Source organism: Acidimicrobiales bacterium (assembly GCA_025455885.1).
Lineage (GTDB): Bacteria > Actinomycetota > Acidimicrobiia > Acidimicrobiales > Acidimicrobilacustridaceae > Rhabdothermincola_A.
In genome coordinates, this window is sequence record JALOLR010000014.1 from 38,400 (window position 1) to 58,493 (window position 20,094).

Below are 20,094 nucleotides of genomic sequence, written 5' to 3' on the forward strand. Positions count from 1 at the left end.
GGGGGGTCAGGTGTCGGCGGCGAGGCAGGTGGGGCAGCGGCCCCAGTAGGTGACCTCGGCCTCGTCGATCTCGTAGCCGGCGTCGTCGGCGGCGGTGAGGCACGGGCGGGCGCCCACCGCGCAGTCGACGTCGACCATCGCCCCGCACACCCGGCACACCAGGTGGTGGTGGTTGTCACCGACGCGGTCCTCGTAGCGGGCCGGCGAGCCGGCGGGCTCGATGCGCCGGACGAGGCCGCGCTCGGCGAGCACACCCAGCGCGTCGTACACGGCCTGGCGGGAGATGGCGCCGAGGGCGGCGCGAGCGACGTCGGCGATGTCGTCGGCCGTGCCGTGCGGGCACGACGAGACGGCGTCGAGGACGGCCAGGCGCTGCGCGGTGACCTGCAGCCCGCGGGCTCGGAGCCGCTCGGCGGGGACGACGGGTTCGGGCATGGCCGTCACACTACCGGAAGATTCTGGATTCGATCAAAATCACGTCAGGATCCAGAATCTTCGGAGGGAGGGCGACCGCGGCCGGCGCGACGGGCCGCCGGTACCATCCGCACGGCCGACGTCGCCCGCCGAGGAGCCGAGCGTGTCCCTGAACCAACGGTGCGTGCCCCACGTCGCGGCGCCCACGACCTCGGCGGCGACGCGAGGCGGCTCGTGACGAGCCCGTTCGAGGACGTCGACCTCGAACGGCTGCGCCGCCGACGCACGGCCAAGTGGACGCTGTACGGCGACGAGGTGCTGGCGGCCTGGGTCGCCGAGATGGACTTCCGGGTCGCGCCACCGGTGCGCGCCGCCCTGCTCGCGGCGATCGACCGGGAGGACTTCGGCTACCTCGTGGCCGATCTCTCCGAGCTCACCACGGCGTGCTGCGGCTACCTGCAGGATGCCCACGGCTGGGAGGTCCCGCCCACGCGGGTCTTCCCGGTCGCCGACGTCCTGGCGGGGATCCGGGCGGTGCTCGAGCAGCTGGTCACCCCGGGCAGCGAGGTGATCGTCCCCACCCCCGCCTATCCGCCCTTCTTCGAGATCGTCGCGCTCAGCGGGCACCGGGTCGTCGAGGTGCCCCTGGCCGTCGACGACGGTCGCCACTCCCTCGACCTCGACGCCGTCGACGCGGCCTTCGCCGCCGGGGCTCGGGCGCTCGTGCTGTGCAACCCCCACAACCCCACCGGCCGAGTGTTCACCCGCGAGGAGATGACGGCGCTCACCGCCGTCGTCGAACGCCACGGGGCCCGCGTCGTGTCCGACGAGGTGCACGCCCCACTCGTGTACCCGGGGCACCGCCACGTGCCCTACGCGTCGACGTCCGAGACCGCCGCCGCCCACACCACGACCGTCATGTCGGCCTCGAAGGCCTGGAACATCCCCGGCCTGCGCTGCGCGCAGGTCGTGGCCTCCAACCATCCCGACGCCGCCCTCTGGCGCTCGCTCGGGTCCTTCGCCGTGCCCGCCCCGACGCCGATCGGGATCGCTGCGTCCGTGGCCGCGTACACCGACGGCCGCGACTGGCTCTCCGACCTCCTCGTCCACCTCGACGCCCGGCGACGACACCTGGTCGACCTCGTGGCGAACGAGCTCCCCGGTGTCGGCTACCGGGCCCCCGAGGGCACCTACCTGGCGTGGCTCGACTGCGCGGCCCTCGGCCTCGACGACCCGGCCCGGTTCTTCCTCGACCACGCCGCGGTGGCGGTGAACGACGGCGCCTCGTTCGGGTTGGGCGCCGAACGACACGTCCGGCTCAACTTCGCCACCTCCACCGAGCTGCTCGAGCGCATCGTGACCGCGATGGGAGCGGCCGTCCGAGCCCGAGGCTGACGGTCCGGCACGGTCCGCCCCGACGCGAAGGCCTTCGGCCCTGGACACCGCGCCCCGGGGAGTGCACGATCGCCATGGCACGATCCGAGGAGGCCGTCATGCGAGCAGTGGTCGTCTACGAGTCGGTGTTCGGCAACACCCACCGGATCGCCGAGGCCGTCGCCGAGGGCCTGCGCCAGGAGATCGGTGACGTGACCGTCCTGATGCCCGACGTGGTCACCGACACCTCGATCGAGGGCACCGACCTGGTCGTCGTGGGCGGGCCCACCCACGTGCACGGGATGGCCCGGCCGTCGACCAAGCACGACGGCGTCGAGCAGGCCGAGAAGGCGGGGAGCGACGTCGACGAGCAGGCCTACGGCGAGACGCTGCGGCACTGGTTCGACGGCATCGGCCGACACGAGGGGGAGGCGGCCGCCTTCGACACCCGCTTCGACGCCTCGAAGCTGATCACCGGGCAGGCGTCGCACGGCATCCGCAAGCGGCTCCGCCGTCACGGCTGGACGGTGAGCACCGAGCCCGAGAGCTTCATCGTCGACGGGGAGAACGAGCTGCTCGACGGCGAGCTCGACCGGGCCCGTGACTGGGGAGCCGGCCTGGCCCGGAGCTTCGTCACCCGCCACGCCACCGACTGACCGGGTCAGGCGCTCTCGGGCGACGCGCTCGATCCCTCGAACCTCGTTCCGAGGTGCTCGACCTGGCCGTCCTCGGCGCCGAGGAGCACGTCGTTGTAGTGACGGCCCCCGAGATGGTGACCCGAGGTCGGGGGCACGAAGGCCAACAGCACGCTGATCCGGTGGGGACCCGCCTCCGAGGTCGGTGGGAGCGAGGCGTGCATGAGGTCGGAGTAGTGCAACGACACATCGCCGGCCCGGACCTCGAGCGAGACCCCCCGCGGGGCGTCGTCGCGGCGTCCGTCGATGAACGGGTAGGTGCCGCGGTGCGACCCCGGGAGGACGCGGAGCTCGCCCGCCTCGGGTGTGCCCTCGGTCAGGCAGGTCGTCACGATGACCGTCGGACAGTTGAGGGCGTGCCCACCGAGCCCGCAATCACGGTGCCAGGGCAGGTCGGCCAGGCCCTCGGTCACGTTCGGGAGCTTCCAGAGCACCGTGCCCGAGTCGAGGGCGTCGGGGTCCCGCCCGACCAGCGGCTCGGGCACCAGGTCGCGCAGGGCCAGGATCCGAGGGTCCTCGCCGAGCGCCCGGTAGCGCTCGAAGCGGTTGGCGTCGAGGACCCGGCACAGGACCTCCTCGCCGTCGGCGGTGCGACCCCACCACGAGCGGCCGTCCCCCGGCGTGGCCTCGGTCCGCATCACGGCGGCGTCGGCGAGCAGCGCCTCCACCTCTTCGGGCGAGAAGACCCCGCGCACGACCACGTAGCCGGCGGCCCCCAGGAAGTGGGCGACGTCCTCGGGTCGGTCGGCGACGTCGGCGAGCGTGAAGGACGCGGTCGGGTCGAGCGGCTCACCGGTGCGATCGCGCAGGTCGACGTTCGCCGGGTCGAACGGAGCCAGCCCGTGGAACATGGCCCGCAGGCCCGGCTCCCAGCGCACGAACCGCAGCGGCTTGCCGTGCGTGGCCTCGACCCGGCCGCTGTAGAAGAGCCCCGGCGCGGTGTCGAGGTCGGAGACGAGCCCGAACCAGGCGTCGAGCTCCATCGAGATCACCGTGTCGGCCCGCCCCGTCCCCTCGACCACCTCGACGGTGCCGTCGACCGGGACGTAGGTGTAGGAACCTGCGGGCGTGGACAGCCCGAGCGTGCCGAGCGGTGCGAGGTCGGCGAACGCCAGCGCCCCGTTCCCCGCCGCCAGGCGTCGGGGGAGCTCGACGGTGTGGAACCGGTGGAACGAGTCCGCATCGGCCCCCAGAGCGACATCGGTCACAGCCATGCGGGCAGCGTACGCGACGGCGGCGGCGGAACGCCGGGGGGTGCAGGTCACCGCCGAGAGGGGGAACCGGCGCACGCGGCCCCGGCGACGGGCGAGAATGGGCCGGTGAGCAACCCGAACCCCCTCGACCGGCTCCTCGGCGCGATCGTCAACCCCGTCGTGGGCGCGGTCGACGTGGGCGAGGTCATCGGCCAGGTCGACGTCGACCAGCTCGTCGCCGAGGTCGACGTGAACGCCGTGATCGAGCGGGTCGACGTCGACGCGGTCGTCAAGCGGGTCGACGTCGACGACGTGATCGCCCGCGTCGACGTGGACACCGTGATCGGGAGGGTGGACATCGACCAGGTGATCCAGCGGGTCGACATGCAGGCGGTGCTCGCCCGGGTGGACCTCGACGAGGTGCTCGGCAAGGTCGACCTCGACGCCCTGCTGGCGAAGGTGGACGTCGCCGCGCTGCTCGACCGGATCGACGCCGACGCCCTCGTCCAGCGCATCGACCTCAACGCGCTGATGGAGCGCGTCGACCTCGACGCCATGCTGCGACGCGTCGACGTCCAGGACCTCATGGCCAGGGCCAACATCGACTCCATCGTCCGCGACGCCAGCAAGGGCGTGTTCGCCCGGAGCATCGACGCCATCCGCCGCCAGGTCGTGGGCCTCGACGCCCTCCTCATCGGTGTCGTGACCCGGGTCTTCCGGCGCCGCCGCGAGCAGGACCGCATCGTGACCGGGGAGTCGGTGACCGGTCAGGTCGCCGGAGGCGTGAGCCGGCTGGCCGCCTACCTGATCGACGTGCTCGTCATCACGACCGGCTTCTCGATCACCACGGCCGTGATCGGCTACCTGCTCTCCCTGTTCCTCACCGAACGACCCGACCCGTCGCTCCCCGGGCTCCTGGCCCTCGGCGGCTACGCCGGGTTCAGCTTCGTGTACTTCGCGGTCGGCCTCATCATCACCGGCCGCTCGGTCGGCAAGGGCGTCGTCGGCCTGAAGGTGGTGGCCCTCGACGGTTCGCCCATCAGCCCCGGTCGGGCGATCGTGCGCGGCCTCGTCTACCCGTTCAGCTTCATCCTGGGACTGGGCCTGCTCCCCATCGTGGTCGGTCGCCACCGTCGGGCGCTGCACGACTGGGCGGGCCGCGACAAGGTGCTCTACGACTGGGGCGACCGGCCCGCCGAGCTGCCCGCCCCCCTCACCGACTGGGTGCGCCGGCGGGCCGCCGCCGAGGCCGCCGAGGACACCCCCGCGCCGGAGGAGACGGGCCCGTCGGCCGTCCCGGCGTGAGCGGCGCGGCACCGAACGGGGCACCTGGCACGATGGCACCATGAGCGAGTCGCCGACCTTCCCCCTCCCGGAGATCCCGGTGCACCTCGGTCTGGGGGCCACCGCCGTCCCCCAGGAGCCCTTCGACGGGACGATGGAGTGGTACGACCGCTACGTCGCGGCCACCGTCGACGACGGCCACGAGGGGCGGCTGGTGTCGATGGCCAGCTTCGACGAGCCCTGGGCGATGTGGGAGATGCACCCCCACGGCGAGGAGCTCGTGGTGTGCACCGCCGGCACGATCACCGTGCACCAGGAGATCGACGGCGGCACGCAGACGGTGACCCTGGGCGTCGGCGACGCGGTGGTGAACCCGCCCGGGGTGTGGCACACCGCCGACGTCGACGCCCCCTGCACCGTGTTGTTCATCACCCCTGGCGCCGGGACCGAGCACCGGCCCCGCTGAGGTGACTGCGGCCTCCGTCACCCGCCGGCTCCAGGGCTGGTGGAGCCTGATCGCGGTCGTCGCCGTCGCGGGCGTGGCGCGCGCCGCCTACGGCGCCTTCGTGATCCGTTCGTACCAACCGAACAGCGACGCCTTCCAGTACTACGACCTGGCCCGCAACATCGGCGACGGGCTCGGGTTCTCGATGTCGTTCTCGTGGGTCACGGTTGGCCCCACCGCGTTCCGCCCTCCCGCGTACCCCTACCTCCTGGCCGGCGCGATGAGCGTGTTCGGCGAGTCGGTGAGGGTCGGCCAGGTCCTCAACCTGCTCATCGGCCTCGTGGTCGTTGCGCTCGCCTGGCTCCTGGCCCGTCGCCTGGGCGGGCCGCGCGCCGCCGCGGCCGCCGGCCTCACCGTCGCGCTCTACCCCCCGCTGATCGCCAACGACGTCGTGCTGTTGACCGAGCCCCTGTCGCTGGCCGCCCTGCTCGGCGCCCTCCTGGCGCTGACCGACCACCGGTGGGCCCTCGCCGGGCTGCTCACCGGGCTGTTGATCCTCACCCGGCCGTCCGCGCAGTTCCTGGTGGTGCTGTTCGCGCTGTGGATGCTCTGGCAGGTCGGGTGGCGACGCGCCCTCGGCCTGGTGGGGGTGACGGTCCTCGTCGTCACGCCGTGGGTCGCCCGCAACTGGGTGGTGATGGGTTCGCCGCTGCTCGTCACGTCCAACGGCTTCAACCTCGCGGCGATGTACTCGAGCGAAGCCCAGCAGGCGGACAGGTTCGTCGACCCGGCCAACAGCCCCCTGTTCGACACCTACGAGCTGCGACTGATGCGCAGCGACGAGGTGGTCTGGACCGACGAGCTACGGAACCGCGGGCTCCAGGGCATCCGCGACAACCCGACCTACGTCGCCAAGGTGGTGGGGCGCAACATCCTGCACTACCTGGAGCTGACGCCGTGGCACAACGAGTTCGCCGAGGGGCTCGACGGGCGGAACCTCGAGTTCCGGCGGGCCACCCTGCCGCTGTTCTACCTCGTGACCGCCGTGGGCTGGTTCGGCCTCGTCGTCCGGCGCCGCCGGCCCGATGTGGTGCTGCTCATCGGCGTGGCTCTGTACTTCATGCTGTCGAGCATCGTGTTCGTCGCGCCCCCACGGCTGCGCGCCCCGTTCGACCTGATCTGTTGCATCGGGGTGGGCCTGGCGTGGGCGTGGTGGCGGGAACGAGGGGAACGGGAGCAGCCGGCCGACGACCCCGCCCCGGAGGTCACGGCTCCAGCACGACCTTGATGGCACCGGCGGCGCGATCCTGGGCCACGGCGAACGCCTCGACGGCGGCGTCGAGGGGGAACCGGTGGGTGACCACCGCGTCGACGAACTCGGGGCGGGCGGCGAGCAGCGCCGCCGCGACATCGACGTCACGGGAGGGCCCCACCCGGCTGTACATGGTGGCCGGCACCAGGGTGACCTCCTTCATCGTCACCGCGAGGCCCGGCATGGTGACGTCGCCGTCCCAGTAGCTGCCGAGCAGCAGGACCCGCCCGCCGGGGCGGGCCAGGTCGACGGCACGGGCCAGCGCCGACGCCGTCCCGGCGGCCTCGACCACGACGTCGTAGGACCCCGCCACCTCGCCGGCGCCGAGGCGGTGGGCGGCCTCGCGCTGGCGGTCGTGGCGGGCCTCGAGGTCGACCGGGGCGCCCGTGGCCTGGGCGGCCAGGAGCGCGGTCTGGCCGATGCTCCCGCCGCCCACCACGGCGACGCGGTCGGCGGCGGTGATCCCGACCCGCCGGACGCCGTGCACGGCGACCGCGAGGGGCTCGACCAGGCTGGCGTCACGCGGGTCGACGCCGGCCGGCAACGGAGCCAGCGAGCCCACCGGGACGAGGCACTGCTCGGCCATCCCGCCGTCCCGCCCGACACCGAGCACGATCGACGGGCCGAGCACGCACCGCGGCAGCTCGCCGGCCAGGCACGCCGGGCACGTACCGCACGGGGCGAGCGGCTCGACGGCGACGGGCGTCCCGTCGCTCAGCACACCAGCCAGCTCGTGGCCGAAGGTGAACGGGAGCCCGAACCCGAGCATGTGCAGGTCGGAGCCGCAGATGCCCGCCGACGCCACCGTGACGACCACCTCGTCGTCGGTCCGCTCCGGCGCGGGGACGTCGACCACGGTGGGGACCCCCGCAGGGCACCGCACCGCCCTCACGCCGCGCCGCCGCTCAGAGCCATCCGGCCTTGCGGAACCGCCGGTACATGAACCCGCACACGAAGAGCATGAAGGCGATCACGACGAAGTACCCGTACTCGTACTCGAGCTCAGGGAGGTTGTCGAAGTTCATGCCGTAGATGCCGGCGATCATCGTGGGCACGGCGGCGATGGCGACCCAGGCCGAGATCTTGCGCATGTCCTCGTTCTGCTGCACCGAGATGGTGGCGAGGGAAGCATCGAGGGCGCTGGCGAGGAGGTCGGAGAGCGTGCGGGCCCGGTTGACGCTGCGGTCGAGCAGGTCGGCGGCTTCCTCGAGCTCGGCCACCGCGTCGGGCGGCCAGAACACCCGGCGCCGCCGGATGAGACGGTCGAGGGGCTCGTCGAGGGCGTCGGTGGCGACGGACAGCTCACGCACCTGGCGCTTCAACTGGTACACCCGCTGCACCGGGCGGCGCAGGGATTCGGCGAACACCTCCTTCTCGATCTCGAGGGCGGCCCGCTCGAAGGCGTCGAGCACCGGCCGGTAGTCCTCGACGACCCGGCTCACGATGGCGGCGAGCACCGCCGGCGGGCCGAGCGCCAGCTGGTCGGGGTCGTTCTCGAGCTCCCGGCGCGTGCCCGACAAGGGGCTGGCCTGGCCGTGGCGGACGGACAGGACGAACGACGGTCCGGTGATCACCGACAGCTCCCCCAGCTTCACCTCGCCGAGGGCGGTGTTGTAGTGCGCGGTGCGCAGCACCAGCGTGGACTGGTCGCCGTCCACCGCGAAGACGGGCCGTTCGTGCGGGGCGAGCACCTCGTCGACCTCGAGGTCCTGCACGCCGCACTGGGCGAAGCCCTCGGCGAGCTCCTCCACCGACGGCATGCGCAGGCCGAGCCACACGAATGTCTCAGGCCGGGACAACCACTCGCCGATCTCAGAGAGATGCAGGCGATCGGTGACCCGCTTCCCGTGCTCGTACGCGGCGCAGTCGACGATCACGAGCCGAGCGTACCCGGGCAGCCCCGCAGGACCGAGGTCCCCCCGGCCCTCACCCGGCGCGACGACCTCCCCCGACCCCTCCGACCGCGCCCGTAGCGGTCTCCTCCGCAACCGACGAGAAGGACACCGTGCGCGCCCCGGACAACCCCACTCCCTCCTCCTCGACCCCCGCCCCCTCCCCTTCGACACCCGCCCTCGGCGCGCTCGGGCGGCTCGGCCGATGGATCGCCCGGCACCACCGGTGGGTGGCGCTGGTGTGGCTGGTGGCCATCGTCGCGGCCGGCTACCTGAACGGGGCCTACGCCAAGAGCCTCTCGGACAACTTCCGGATCCCCGGAACCGACTCCCAGGCCGCCTACGAGCTGCTCGAACAGCGCTTCGACTCCCAGAACGGCGCCACCGCCACGGTGGTCTTCACCGTCCAGGAGGGACAGCTCACCGACACCATCGACGCCGAGATCGTCGACGCGGTCACCACCGCCCTCGGGAAGGTCGACGGCGTGGCATCCGCCCCCGATCCGCTCAGCTCGAACCCCGAGACCGCCCTCGCCCGCATCGCCGGGCAGCTCCCGGCGAACGAGGCGCAGGCGGCGAGCGAGATCGCCCGGAACCTCCCCCCGTCCATCTCCGCCGACGGGCGGACCGCCTACGCCACGGTCACGTTCACCGACGCGCTGCCCGAGCTCATGAAGGCCTTCCCCCCGAAGCCCGAGGACGAGGGCGACGCCTACCCCAACCCGTACTCGGCGCTGCGCGACGCGGTGCGCAGCGTGGACACGGGCGACGTGCGCGTCGCCATCGGCGGCACCGTCGCCGACACGTGGAACGCCCCGGTGTCGTGGTGGGCGAACCACGCCGACGAGGTCGGTCTCGGGATCGGGGCGATCCTCCTGCTGGTCGCCTTCGGCTCGCTCTGGGGGATGGCCATCCCCATCGCCACGGCGCTGCTCGGTGCGGTGACCGCCAGCGGGCTCGTGTACCTCCTGGCCGACGTGACCACCGTGTCGTCGGCGGCGCCCCCGGTGACGTTGATGATCTCGATCGGGGTGGGCCTCGACTACTCGCTGTTGATCGTCACCCGCTACCGGGCCTTCGTCGCCGAGGGCCATGAGCCCCACGACGCCGTCGGCCTGGCCATGGCATCGGCGGGCAAGGCCTCGCTGTTCGCCGGTCTCACCGTGTGCGTGGCGCTCCTGGGCCTCGTGCTCGTGCCGATCCCCCTGGTGCAGACCCTCGGGCTGGCGGCGGCGATCGGCGTGGCCACGATGATCGTGGCCGCCACGACGATGCTGCCGATGCTGCTCGGCTTCGCAGGGGGCAAGATCGACCGGATCCGCCTGCCCTTCGGCAGGGAGGACCCGACCGTCGACCCCACCACCACCTTCTGGGGTCGCTTCGCCCGGCGCATGTCGAGCCGTCCGTGGCTGGCGGTAGGCGCCGGGACGCTGCTCCTGCTCCTCCTGGCGACGCCCTTCCTGCGGGTGCAGTTCGGCATCCCCGACGACTCGTCGCTGCCGTCGGGGCTCTCCCAACGCGACGCCTTCGTCGCGGTGAGCGATGCGTTCGGGCCCGGCACGAACGGGCCGCTCGTCGTGGCGGTCGGCCTGCCGACCGAGAACCCGGGGAACTTCGAGTCCGCCCTGACGACCCTCGAACCGGTGAGCACGGCCGTGGCGGCGCTGCAGCCTCCGGGCACGATCCCGGGGATCGAGTCCTCCGTGGGCCCGATCCCCAACGACGCCGACGCCACGACGGCGGTGATCTACCAGATCACCCCGACCAGCGGGCCCGACAGCGCGGCGACGCGCGCCCTCGTCGAGACCCTGCGCACCGACCTCGAGAAGGCCACCGCCGGGACCGGGCTCACCGCCCACGTCGGCGGGGCGACCGCCACCGTGATCGACCTCACCGCCATCGTGGTGAGGTACCTGCCCCTCGTGATCCTGGCCGTGGTGGCCGGATCGTTCCTCCTGTTGACGCTCGTGTTCCGGTCGATCCTGGTGCCACTGAAGGCGGCGGTCATGAACCTGCTGTCCATCGGTGCCGCCTACGGGGTGGTGGTGGCGGTCTTCCAGCTCGGCTGGGCCAAGGGGGCGGTGGGGCTCTCCGAGACGATCCCGATCGTGTCGTTCGTACCGCTCGTGATGTTCGTGATCCTCTTCGGCCTGTCGATGGACTACGAGGTCTTCCTCATGTCCCGCATCCGGGAGGAGTGGGACCGCAGCGGCGAGCCCCGGGCGTCGGTGGTGCTCGGCGTCGCCAAGACGGCGAGGGTGATCACCACGGCGGCGCTCATCATGATCGCCGTGTTCGCGTCGTTCATCACCAACCCGAGCCCCACCGTGAAGCTCATCGGCTTCGGCATGGCCGTGGCCGTGCTCATCGACTCGACGATCGTGCGCATGGTGCTCGTCCCCGCGGTGATGGAGCTCCTCGGCCGGCGGGCGTGGTGGTTCCCGTCGTGGCTGGGGTGGCTGCCGAAGCTGGACGTCGAGGGTCCGACCGGCCGCGACGCTCCGGACGTGGCGACGCCCGAGCGCCGCGAGGAGGCCCCGTCGGCCGTCAGTAGAGGATGACGCCCCGGATGTTCTCCCCGTCGCGCATGGCCTGGTAGCCGTCGTTGATGCCGTCGAGGGTGTAGGTCTTGGTGATCATCCCCTCCAGGTCGAGCTGGCCCTTGCGGAACAGCTCGGCGAGGCGGGGGATGTCGGCCCGGGGGTTGGCCGAGCCGTAGATGGAGCCGACCACCGACTTCTCCGAGAGGGTCAGGTCGGTCAGGGGGATGTTGTTGGTGGCCTCGTCCCACGGATGGATGTTGGTGACGACGACCTTGCCCCGCTTCGACGTGATGCCCATCACCGCGGCCATCTCGTCGCCGCGTCCGACACCCTTGGTGAGGATCACCTTGTTGCACATCCGGCCCCAGGTCTCCTGCTGGATGAGCTCGAACGCCTCCTCCACGGAGGTGGCGGTGTGGGTGGCACCGAACTTCTGCGCCGTCTCCCGCTTGAACTCGACGGGGTCGATGGCGAAGATCCGCTCGGCGCCGGCCAGCGCCGCACCCTGCACGGCGGCCGATCCGAGCCCGCCCACGCCGACGACGGCCACGTTGTCGCCGGGACGCACCTCGGCGGCGTAGACCGCCGATCCCCAGCCCGTGGTGGCGCCGCAACCGAGCAGGCAGAGCTTGTCGAGCGGCAGGTCGTCGAGGACCTTCACGACCGACCACTCGTGGACGACGCAGTGCTCGGCGAAGGTGCCCAGCCCGGCCATCACCGAGGCGTCCTCGCCTCGGGCGTGGATGCGCGACGTCCCGTCGAGCATCTTGCCGCCCATGATCAGCGCGCCGTTGTCGCAGAGGTTGGAGTGCCCCTCGGCGCAGCTCGGGCACTGCCCGCAGGCGGCGATGAAGGAGTAGACGACGTGGTCGCCGGGGACGACGCCCTGGACGTCGGGACCGACGGCCTCGACGATGCCCGCCCCCTCGTGGCCCCCGATGTAGGGCACGGCGGCCAGAGGGAAGTCGCCGGTGATGAAGTGCTCGTCGCTGTGGCACAGGCCGGAGGCCACGTTGCGCACGAGGACCTCGCGGCCCTGCGGCGGGTCGACCTCGATCTCCTCCACCGACCACCCGGTGTCCTCGTTGCTCCACAGCATGGCCGCGCGGCTCTTCATCGGGTCCCCCTCGATCCTGCCGGGCTGGCGCCGGCTCCGCCGCAATCTAGCGGCGGCCGCCACCCCGTCGCCTCGGCGCGTCCCTAGCCGAGGCGATAGGCCACGAGCTGGGGAGGCTGGGCGTTGCCGACGGGCACGACGAGGAGATCCCCGGCCACGGACATCCACCCGTTGATCCCACCCCCGGTGTCCTCGATCCACACGATCTCGCCGTCGGCCCGGCTCAGCGCCACCAGCCGGCCGTCGAGCAACGCGGTCAGGACGAGGTCGTTGACCACGGTCACCCCGCCGAGGGGGTCGCCGGGCACGTCGGTCGACCACCGCAGCTCTCCGGTGGCGGCGTCGACCGCGACGACCTGTCCGTCGTTGACGCCCAGGTCGGCCCCGAAGTACGCCGTCTCGTCGGGTCGCAGCACGGTCGGGGCGTGGAGGACGGCGGCGTAGACGACCCCGTCGGCGGTGGCCGGCGGGGTGAGGATGCCGCCGAAGGTGCCGGGGGTGACCTCGGTGGGTCCCGGCAGTGCCTCGAGGTCGTCGTTGCGGTGCACGCCGACCGGGGTGGTCCAGAGCCGGGTGCCGCTCTCGGGGTCGATCCCGACGACCACCGCCCCCTTCCCGGCGCCGACGACCACCTCGCCGCGGCCGGCGGGGCGGGCGATCAGGGTGTGGACGAGGTCCCGGTCGAAGAGGTCGTGGGGGTGGACCTGGTCGTACCACCGCAGCGCGCCGGTGGCGAGGTCGAGGGCCACCACCGAGTTCGTGTACAGGTTCGGTCCCGGCCGGCTCGTCCCGTTCGGGAACTCCGCCGTGCCGGGGAAGGGGGCGGGGTTGGCCACGCCCCAGTAGACGACCGAACGGCCCGGGTCGACGGCCGGCGGGTACCAGGCCCCACCGCCGGAGTTGACCGTCGGGTCGCCCCACAGGTCGGGCGACACGACGGTGTCGAACTGCCAGAGGGTGGCCCCGGTCGCCGCGTCCAGGGCGTGGATGACACCCCGATCCCCTCCGGCGTAGATGCCCCCGATGGAGATCGGGACGGTGCTGACCAGCACCTTCCCGTCGACGACGACAGGTTGGATGTCGATGCCCGCGGTGGGGGTGGCGGTGATGTCGCGAGCCCAGAGCTCCGCCCCGGTGTCGGCGTCGAGGGCCACGACTCCCGTCGATCCCCGCAGGCCGAACACGCGCCCGTCGGCCACCGCCGCTCCGAAGGGCCCGATGTTGAAGCCGGTCCCCTCCCGCTCCCAGCGGGGTTCGCCGGTCGCGCGGTCGAGGGCGCTGACGGCGCCCCGCCCGTCCTGGACGTAGACCGAGTCGCCGACGATCAGCGGCACCGTGGAGAGCGCCCCGTCCATCTCGTGGCGCCAGGCCACCTCCAGCCGCCGCACGTTGGACGCGTCGATGCTCGACGACGCGGCCGTGCGGCTGTTGTCGTAGTCGCGACCGGGCAGCACCCAGTCGCCCGGATGGGCGACCACCTCCGCCGGTGCACCCGCCGGGAACGTCGTGGTGGTCGCGGCACCGCCTCGGTCCCCGTCGTCACCGTCGGTGCAGGACGCACCGAGGAGGACCAGCGCGAGCGCGACGAGGAACGTCGAGCGGCCCCTCACGTCGCCGACACGGAGCCGGACGGGGGAGGGCCGACGGCCTCCAGGGGCCCACCCGGGATCGGCGTGCCGGGCGGGTCGACCTCGGTCTCGCGGGCGGTGCCGACGCAGCGGTGGGCGACCTCGGGGATCCCGACCCGGTAGGTGTGGCAGGAGTCGTCGGCTCCCCGGACGTCGCCGGCCACGGCGATGACATCCATCTCCATGAGGCGACCGATGCCGATCGAGCAGGCGCGGCGCATGACGAAGAGCGGTTCGCGATCGGGAGGGTCCGTCGCCGCCAACCACGCCGAGAACCGCGGGCGGTCCAGACCGAAGCCGACGAAGCGATCGGGGCTCACGACGGACTGGCCCTCCATCCGCACGTCGAGGACGGTCTCACCGTTGCGCTCCAGGACCCCCCGACGCTCGGTGAAGGACGCGAGGTCGAGGCGGACCTCGTAGACGGTCGGCTCGGTGTCGTGGGCGTGGGCGGCGGCCAGCGACGCCAGGTCGAGGGTGTGGACGCACTGCGTCCGGCGGTCGTCGACCCAGCGGTCGGGGCGGACGGCGGCGTCGAGCGACGTCCCCGCCAGCGCGGCGAGGCCGGCGGCGCCGGTCGGGCAGGTGGACCAGGGCACCCGCACCGGGGTGGCCTCCGCGGCCGTGATGGTCGTGCCGTCGTGGGTGAGCGCCACCCGGAAGTGGTGGATGTAGTCCTCCATCGCCGCGACGACGCGGCCTGCGCCGGGGACGACCTCGATGCGCCGCCGGTACGTCGCCGGCCCGTCGTTGAACCCGACCCCCAGCTCCTCGTGGCCTGCGCCCTCGTCCACCGCTCCCCCTCCCGGGCCGCCAGCCTGGCACGACGAGCGCCTCCGGGTCCGCGACGTGGTTGTCTGAGGCGATGGACGACACCGCCGACCGGGCCCCGGCGCACCCCGACAGCTTCTGGCAGCTCGTCGAGCGCCGTGCGGCCAGCACGCCGGAGCACGTGGTGCTGGCCGACGACCTGGGCCGCGAGCTCACCGCCGAGGGTCTCCGCGACACCGCGCTGGCGGTGGCGGCCGCACTCCACGGCGACGGGATCGGCGACGGCTCCTCGGTCAGCTGGCAGCTCCCGACGTGCCTGGAGGCGCTGGTGCTCAGCGTCGCGCTGACCCGCCTCGGCGTGGTGCAGAACCCGATCATCGCGATGCTCCGCGAGCGCGAGGTCTCCAGCGTCCTCGACCAGGTGCACCCCGACCTCGTGGTCGTCCCCGGCGTGTGGCGTGACTTCGACCACGAGGCGATGGTCCGACACCTGGCCCCGCAGGCCGCGGTGCGGATCGTCGACCACCGGTCGGCGGCCTCCACCGGCGGCCTGGCCCTGGCGACGGGCGACCCGGCCACCCTGCCCCCGGCGGTGCCGCCGACCACGGACGAGACCCGGTGGGTCTTCTCCACCTCGGGGAGCACCGGCGGCCCGAAGGGGGTGCGCCACAGCGACGCGTCCGTGATGGCGGGGTGCAACGGGATGGTCCCCCGCCTGCGGATGGACCGCCACGACGTGTACCCGATCGCCTTCCCCATCGCCCACATCGGCGGCCCGGTGATGCTGGCCATGGCGCTGCACTCGGGGTGCCGCCTCGTGCTGCTCGACGCCTTCGACCCGGCGACGAGCCCGGAGGTGATGGCCGAGGCCGGCGCCACCCTGTTGGGCTCGGCGCTGCCCTTCCACCTGGCGTACATGGCGGCCCAGGAGCGCCACGGCCCGGAGCCGCTCTACCCCCACCTGAAGGCCTGCACGAGCGGTGGGGCGGCCAAGCCCGCCGGGCACCACGAGCGGGTGAAGGCCGCGCTCGGTGGGGCCGGGACGGTGTCGGCGTGGGGTCTCACCGAGTTCCCGCTGGCCACGCAGGCGTCGCTCGACGACACCGACGAACAGCTCGGTCGGACCGAGGGCCGCCCCGCTCCCGGCACCGAGATCAGGGTCGTGGCCGCCGACGGCTCGGTGTGCGCGCCCGGCGAGGAGGGCGAGCTGCGCCTCAAGGGCGCGCCGATGTTCCTCGGCTACGCCGATGCCTCGCTCGACGCCGCCGCCTTCGACGACGAGGGCTGGTTCCGCAGCGGCGACCTGGGTGTGCAGTGGCCCACCGGGCACGTCGAGATCACCGGGCGGCTGAAGGACCTGATCGTGCGCAACGCCGAGAACATCTCGGCCAAGGCGGTCGAGGACGTGGTCCGCACCCACCCCGGGGTGGTCGACGCCGCCGTCGTCGGCCTCCCTCACCCGCGCACCGGCGAGCAGGTCTGCGCGGTCCTGGTCATGGCGCCCGGTGCGGACCTGCCCACCGTTGCCGCGCTGGGAGCGCACTGCACCGGCGCCGGCCTGGCCCGCTACGCCTGCCCGGAGCGGGTCGAGGTGCGGGCCTCGATCCCCCGCAACGCCATGGGCAAGGTGCTCACCCAGGACCTGCGGCGGTCGCTGCTCGCGATCTGACCGCGCTCGGCGTAGCGCTCCCTCCCCGAAAGCCGGGCGGATCGATCCACTCAAGTCCGACCACCTCCAGCCGATCTCTGTAGTCAGCGGCGACGAACGAGGGCGAGACCATGCGAGGCCGGATCGGGACGAAGCACCTCTACGTCGCATCCACCGCCGCCCTCCTCTGGGCCAGCTCAGCGGTCGCCCTCGCTCCGGTCGGGCCGGTCGGCGCGGCAGGCCTCGAGATCGGTTGCAACACGGCTCTCGTGGCCCTTCCGTCCATCGATCAGGTCCTCCCCGTCGACGTGGTGACGCGGGAGTTCGGGACGCCGATCACCGTGGAGGGCGCCTACTCGGTGACGATCTCGCCGGATGCGCGGACGGCCTACGTGCTCGGCAACCGAGCAGCGGCGCCCTATTGGACGCTCACGACACTGGCCCTCCCCTCGGGCGAGATCCAGCGGGAGATGTCGCTCGACCGGATTCCGCAGGGCGGCCCGGTGAGTGGCCCCGTCGTCACCCCGGACGGATCGAGGCTCCTGTTGGGCAGCGGCGGGTTCCTCGACGTGATCGATCCCACGACCAGCACCGTCGAGCGGACGATCGACCTCCCGTTCCCCGGGGCGTACGGGACTTCCCTGACACCGGACGGGCGCACGGCCCTCCTCACCTCCGAGTTCAACGGACTCCTCCTGGTCGACCTCCCGACGGGGTCGCTCGGACCGACGATCTCCGTACCGGCCTACACCTCAGCCGTGGCACCCGACGGCAGGGTTGCCTACATCACGAGCAACCTCGGCCGCATCGTGACGCCCTTCGACCTGACCACCCAGACGGCTGGTGCACCCATCCCGCTGCCCTTCGGCCCCTACGGGATCGAGCTGGACCCCGACGGCGCCTTTGCGGTGATGAGTTCTGGGATCGGCATGCTGCAGCTCGACATCTCCTCGGGCGTGGTGACCGGTCCGACAGGGCCGTCGCTGCCACTCTGGCAGGTCCTCACCCCGAGCGGCCGAACCGCTCTCGTGGTGTCGCAGAGCCCCGACGCACTCACCTCGATCGACGTGACGACCGGTGCGTCGGCTGAGCCCATCTCGCTGCCGAGCACTCCCCTCGGGGTGGGGGCGTTGAGCGCTGACCAGGCGCCGGTCGCCGCCGCCTCGGCCGATCCGTCCGCTGCCGGTCAGCCGACGACGTTCGACGCCTCGAGCTCCACCACCCCGTGCGGTGAGATCGCCAGCTACTCCTGGGACTTCGGTGACGGGAGCGAGGTGATGACGACCACCGCAGCGATCGTCGAACACACCTACGCCGCCGGCGGCGACTACACGGCCACTCTCCGGGTCACCAACACCGCGGGCACGTCGACCACCAAGGTGTTCACCGGACGAGCGATGAACAGAAACGGAGGCCCTGAGGCCCAGACCGCGATCGCCGTCGCGGTGCCACCCGCCGAGACGCCTCCGGCGGGCGCCATCAACGCAATCCCTGCCTTCACCGGTTGAGATCGGCCTCCGAACCGCTGAAGTGAACCCCTTTGGTCGGCGTCTCGCGACCGGCGGGATGCGACCAGCGAGCCGCCGGTCGAGGATCGCCCCGAATCGGTGAACCGAAGAGCCGAGCGCGCTCAGCGCCGCCGTGGCGCTTCGTCTAGTGCGGCTGGCGCTGCACCAGCAGCTTGCAGTTGTCGTGCATGATCAGCCGCTGCTCGTCCTCGGTGTAGCCCGCCTCGGTGAGGTCGACGGTGAACGACAGCGGGTCGACCAGGCCCTCGGTGTGGGGCCAGTCGGAGCCCAGGAGGAGGTGGTCGGCGCCCATGATGTCGCGAAGGCCGGCGAGGTCGTTCTCGTAGAACGGCGACACCCAGACGTTGCGCTTGAACACCTCGCGGGGGTCCTCGGGGAACGCCGCCGGGGTCTGGCTGTACATCTTCCCGAGCCGCTTGAGCAGCGGGGCGACCCAGTCGGCACCGGTCTCGATGGCGGCGAAGCGCAGGTGCGGGAAGCGGTGCAGGAGGCCGTGGAGGACGATGGCCGCGAACGTGTCAGCCACGGCGTCGTGCGAGAGCGCCGAACGCAGCGGCTCGAACCGGTGGGCCTCCATCTCGGCCGACTCGCCCCACATGGTGATGAGGTCCTGGTAGGCGTTGCCGCCGCCGTGGTACACGACGGCCACGCCCGACTCCTGGACGCGGGCCCAGAAGGGGTCGAAGCGGGGGTCGGCCGGGCTCTTGAACCCCTCGGCGGTGGAGACCGGGCCGGTCTGGATGAGCACGGCGCGGGCGTCGCGCTCGAGGCACCACTCGAGTTGCTCGACGGCGTTGTCGAGGTCGGAGAGGGTGAGGTAGGGCACGCCGAAGATGCGCTCCTCGTAGGCGAAGCCCCAGTCCTCGTCGAGCCACTTGTTGAACGCCCGGAAGGCCGCCCGCGCGGCGGGGAGGTCGTCCTTGAGGGCCTGTTCCATGCCGACGCCCAGCGTGGGGAAGAAGAGGGCCCCCTCGATGCCGAGGCTGTCCATGGTCTTCAGCCGGATCTCGCGGTCGCGGTAGGCGGGGTCGCAGGGCTCGAGGTCACCGAAGAGGTCCTTGACGCTCTCGCCCTTGGGGTTGTTGCCCCGGAAGTACTGCTCGAGGCTGCCCGGTGCCGACAGACGGTCGAAGGTGGGGTTCGGGATGAAGCGGTTGATCTTGCCGCCCACGAGCAGCATCTGGCGGCCGTTCACCTCGGCCCACTGCATGGCCCGCTTGGCGTACTCGGGCTCGATGTAGCGGGTGAAGGCGTCGAGCGCCTCGTAGTAGTGGTTGTCGGCGTCGAACGCCTTGAGCTCCTCGGCCATGTGGACCCCCTGGTCTGGTCGGGTCGACCCCGTCGACCCCGTGCAGCTCGCCGCGTCGCCACGAGCACGTCCAAGCGTAGGCCGATACTTGACCGTGTGCAGCGTCCGCCTCGGGGTCCACCGGACCGGCAGCACCCACGGCCCCGCACGACGCCTCGCCGGTAGGGTCGCCGCAGGCGCGACGCGGCGCCCGTCGCCGCCAGGAGGCACCCATGACCACGCTCGACGCGGTACCCGAGGACTGGGAGCGGGGCCTGGCCGTCGTCGCCCACCCCGACGACCTGGAGTACGGCGCGGCCAGCGCCGTCGCCCGCTGGACCGGCCAGGGCAAGACGATCACCTACTGCATGGTCACGTCCGGTGAGGCCGGCATCGACACGATGGCGCCCGAGGAGTGCGCGCGGCTGCGCCAGCAGGACGAGCGCGACTCCGCGGCCGCGGTGGGCGTGCACGACGTGGAGTTCCTGGCCCACCCCGACGGGTTGGTCGAAGCGTCGATCGTGCTGCGGCGCGACCTCGCTGCCGCCATCCGGCGCCACCGTCCGCATGTGCTCATCAGCATCAACTACCGCGACTCGTGGGGCGCGGGCTTCAACCACGCCGACCACCGCGCCGTGGGCATCGCCCTCATCGACGCCGCCCGCGACGCCGGCAACCGTTGGGTCTTCCCCGGGGCGGGGGGACCGCCGTGGTCGGGGGCCCGCTTCGCCCTCTTCGGCGGCTCACCGCAGGCCACGCACGCCGTCGACATCACCGACACCATCGACGCCGGGGTGGCGTCGCTACTCGCCCACCAGACCTACCTCGACGCGCTGCCCGAGGGCACCACCGGCAAGGACCCCGAGCCGTTCCTTCGCGGCATGGCCGAAGCGGCCGGCCCGGCGTTGGGTGTCGCGGCGGCGACCACCTTCGAGCTGGTCGAGCTGTGACGCGCTCGCCG

General features: G+C 72.4%; 17 protein-coding genes. 9 read left to right on the forward strand and 8 right to left on the reverse strand.

The genetic code is table 11. From position 1 onward, the window contains the following. Positions 1 to 6: 6 nt before the first annotated feature. Entirely contained in the window at positions 7 to 435 is a 429-nt protein-coding gene (locus MUE36_12325; GenBank protein MCU0311712.1) for a transcriptional repressor, read from the reverse strand. A gap of 213 nt (positions 436 to 648) precedes the next feature. On the opposite strand from MUE36_12325, the gene MUE36_12330 reads away from it, so the two are divergent. Both MUE36_12330 and MUE36_12335 read left to right on the forward strand, forming a co-directional pair. Then, positions 649 to 1,809 (forward strand): aminotransferase class I/II-fold pyridoxal phosphate-dependent enzyme, encoded by a 1,161-nt coding sequence (locus MUE36_12330; GenBank protein ID MCU0311713.1) that lies wholly within the window; start codon positions 649 to 651, stop codon positions 1,807 to 1,809. 74 nt (positions 1,810 to 1,883) lie between these two features. Then, complete coding sequence (locus MUE36_12335; protein MCU0311714.1) at positions 1,884 to 2,444, forward strand: flavodoxin domain-containing protein; 561 nt, start codon at positions 1,884 to 1,886, stop codon at positions 2,442 to 2,444. A gap of 5 nt (positions 2,445 to 2,449) precedes the next feature. Here MUE36_12335 and MUE36_12340 read toward each other — a convergent pair whose 3' ends face one another. Beyond that, the gene (locus MUE36_12340) at positions 2,450 to 3,697 is read right to left on the reverse strand and encodes a phytanoyl-CoA dioxygenase family protein (protein ID MCU0311715.1); all 1,248 of its coding nucleotides are present in this window, start codon (positions 3,695 to 3,697) and stop codon (positions 2,450 to 2,452) included. A gap of 105 nt (positions 3,698 to 3,802) precedes the next feature. Here MUE36_12340 and MUE36_12345 point away from each other — a divergent pair, with 105 nt between their 5' ends. From MUE36_12345 to MUE36_12355, 3 genes are read left to right on the forward strand one after another with little or no spacing between them, the layout of a single operon-like run. Beyond that, positions 3,803 to 4,981, forward strand: a complete 1,179-nt coding sequence (locus MUE36_12345; GenBank protein ID MCU0311716.1) for an RDD family protein — start codon at positions 3,803 to 3,805, stop codon at positions 4,979 to 4,981. 40 nt (positions 4,982 to 5,021) lie between these two features. Then, positions 5,022 to 5,426, forward strand: coding sequence for a cupin domain-containing protein (locus tag MUE36_12350; protein ID MCU0311717.1), 405 nt, complete (start codon positions 5,022 to 5,024; stop codon positions 5,424 to 5,426). Between the two features lies 1 nt (position 5,427). Beyond that, positions 5,428 to 6,693: a glycosyltransferase family 39 protein gene (locus MUE36_12355; GenBank protein MCU0311718.1), complete on the forward strand. Its 1,266-nt coding sequence runs from the start codon at positions 5,428 to 5,430 to the stop codon at positions 6,691 to 6,693. Here the strand turns inward: MUE36_12355 and MUE36_12360 are convergent. After that, the gene (locus MUE36_12360; protein ID MCU0311719.1) at positions 6,671 to 7,573 is read right to left on the reverse strand and encodes an alcohol dehydrogenase catalytic domain-containing protein; all 903 of its coding nucleotides are present in this window, start codon (positions 7,571 to 7,573) and stop codon (positions 6,671 to 6,673) included. The genes MUE36_12355 and MUE36_12360 overlap by 23 nt on opposite strands. A gap of 49 nt (positions 7,574 to 7,622) precedes the next feature. Then, positions 7,623 to 8,594, reverse strand: a complete 972-nt coding sequence (locus tag MUE36_12365; protein MCU0311720.1) for a magnesium and cobalt transport protein CorA — start codon at positions 8,592 to 8,594, stop codon at positions 7,623 to 7,625. Between the two features lie 128 nt (positions 8,595 to 8,722). Between MUE36_12365 and MUE36_12370 the strand changes: the two genes are divergently transcribed. Beyond that, on the forward strand, positions 8,723 to 11,170 hold the full coding sequence (locus MUE36_12370) for an MMPL family transporter (protein ID MCU0311721.1): 2,448 nt from the start codon (positions 8,723 to 8,725) through the stop codon (positions 11,168 to 11,170). Here MUE36_12370 and MUE36_12375 read toward each other — a convergent pair. From MUE36_12375 to MUE36_12385, 3 genes are all read right to left on the reverse strand, one after another. Continuing rightward, positions 11,157 to 12,269, reverse strand: coding sequence for an NDMA-dependent alcohol dehydrogenase (locus tag MUE36_12375; protein MCU0311722.1), 1,113 nt, complete (start codon positions 12,267 to 12,269; stop codon positions 11,157 to 11,159). The two genes, MUE36_12370 and MUE36_12375, sit on opposite strands and share 14 nt — an antisense overlap. 83 nt (positions 12,270 to 12,352) lie before the next feature. Beyond that, complete coding sequence (locus tag MUE36_12380) at positions 12,353 to 13,879, reverse strand: PQQ-binding-like beta-propeller repeat protein (protein MCU0311723.1); 1,527 nt, start codon at positions 13,877 to 13,879, stop codon at positions 12,353 to 12,355. Then, positions 13,876 to 14,691 carry a DUF2889 domain-containing protein gene (locus tag MUE36_12385; protein ID MCU0311724.1) on the reverse strand — a complete coding sequence of 272 codons (816 nt, stop codon included), beginning with the start codon at positions 14,689 to 14,691 and terminating at the stop codon, positions 13,876 to 13,878. The genes MUE36_12380 and MUE36_12385 overlap by 4 nt, the downstream gene beginning before the upstream one ends. 71 nt (positions 14,692 to 14,762) lie before the next feature. Between MUE36_12385 and MUE36_12390 the strand changes: the two genes are divergently transcribed. Continuing rightward, positions 14,763 to 16,337, forward strand: a complete 1,575-nt coding sequence (locus MUE36_12390; protein ID MCU0311725.1) for an AMP-binding protein — start codon at positions 14,763 to 14,765, stop codon at positions 16,335 to 16,337. Between the two features lie 110 nt (positions 16,338 to 16,447). Then, positions 16,448 to 17,824 (forward strand): PKD domain-containing protein, encoded by a 1,377-nt coding sequence (locus MUE36_12395; protein ID MCU0311726.1) that lies wholly within the window; start codon positions 16,448 to 16,450, stop codon positions 17,822 to 17,824. 145 nt (positions 17,825 to 17,969) lie between these two features. On the opposite strand, the gene MUE36_12400 is transcribed toward MUE36_12395, so the two are convergent. Next, positions 17,970 to 19,154, reverse strand: a complete 1,185-nt coding sequence (locus MUE36_12400; GenBank protein ID MCU0311727.1) for an amidohydrolase — start codon at positions 19,152 to 19,154, stop codon at positions 17,970 to 17,972. 212 nt (positions 19,155 to 19,366) lie between these two features. On the opposite strand from MUE36_12400, the gene MUE36_12405 reads away from it, so the two are divergent. Further along, positions 19,367 to 20,083 (forward strand): PIG-L family deacetylase, encoded by a 717-nt coding sequence (locus tag MUE36_12405; GenBank protein MCU0311728.1) that lies wholly within the window; start codon positions 19,367 to 19,369, stop codon positions 20,081 to 20,083. Positions 20,084 to 20,094 lie beyond the last annotated feature (11 nt).

Excerpts from the sequence above, each read along its gene's own strand:
- MUE36_12325 (MCU0311712.1), bottom strand. The coding sequence starts at position 435 with ATGCCCGAACCCGTCGTCCCCGCCGAGCGGCTCCGAGCCCGCGGGCTG.
- MUE36_12335 (MCU0311714.1), top strand. The coding sequence starts at position 1,884 with ATGGCACGATCCGAGGAGGCCGTCATGCGAGCAGTGGTCGTCTACGAG.
- MUE36_12340 (MCU0311715.1), bottom strand. The coding sequence starts at position 3,697 with ATGGCTGTGACCGATGTCGCTCTGGGGGCCGATGCGGACTCGTTCCAC.
- MUE36_12350 (MCU0311717.1), top strand. The coding sequence starts at position 5,022 with ATGAGCGAGTCGCCGACCTTCCCCCTCCCGGAGATCCCGGTGCACCTC.
- MUE36_12375 (MCU0311722.1), bottom strand. The coding sequence starts at position 12,269 with ATGAAGAGCCGCGCGGCCATGCTGTGGAGCAACGAGGACACCGGGTGG.
- MUE36_12390 (MCU0311725.1), top strand. The coding sequence starts at position 14,763 with ATGGACGACACCGCCGACCGGGCCCCGGCGCACCCCGACAGCTTCTGG.
- MUE36_12395 (MCU0311726.1), top strand. The coding sequence starts at position 16,448 with ATGCGAGGCCGGATCGGGACGAAGCACCTCTACGTCGCATCCACCGCC.
- MUE36_12400 (MCU0311727.1), bottom strand. The coding sequence starts at position 19,154 with ATGGCCGAGGAGCTCAAGGCGTTCGACGCCGACAACCACTACTACGAG.
- MUE36_12405 (MCU0311728.1), top strand. The coding sequence starts at position 19,367 with ATGACCACGCTCGACGCGGTACCCGAGGACTGGGAGCGGGGCCTGGCC.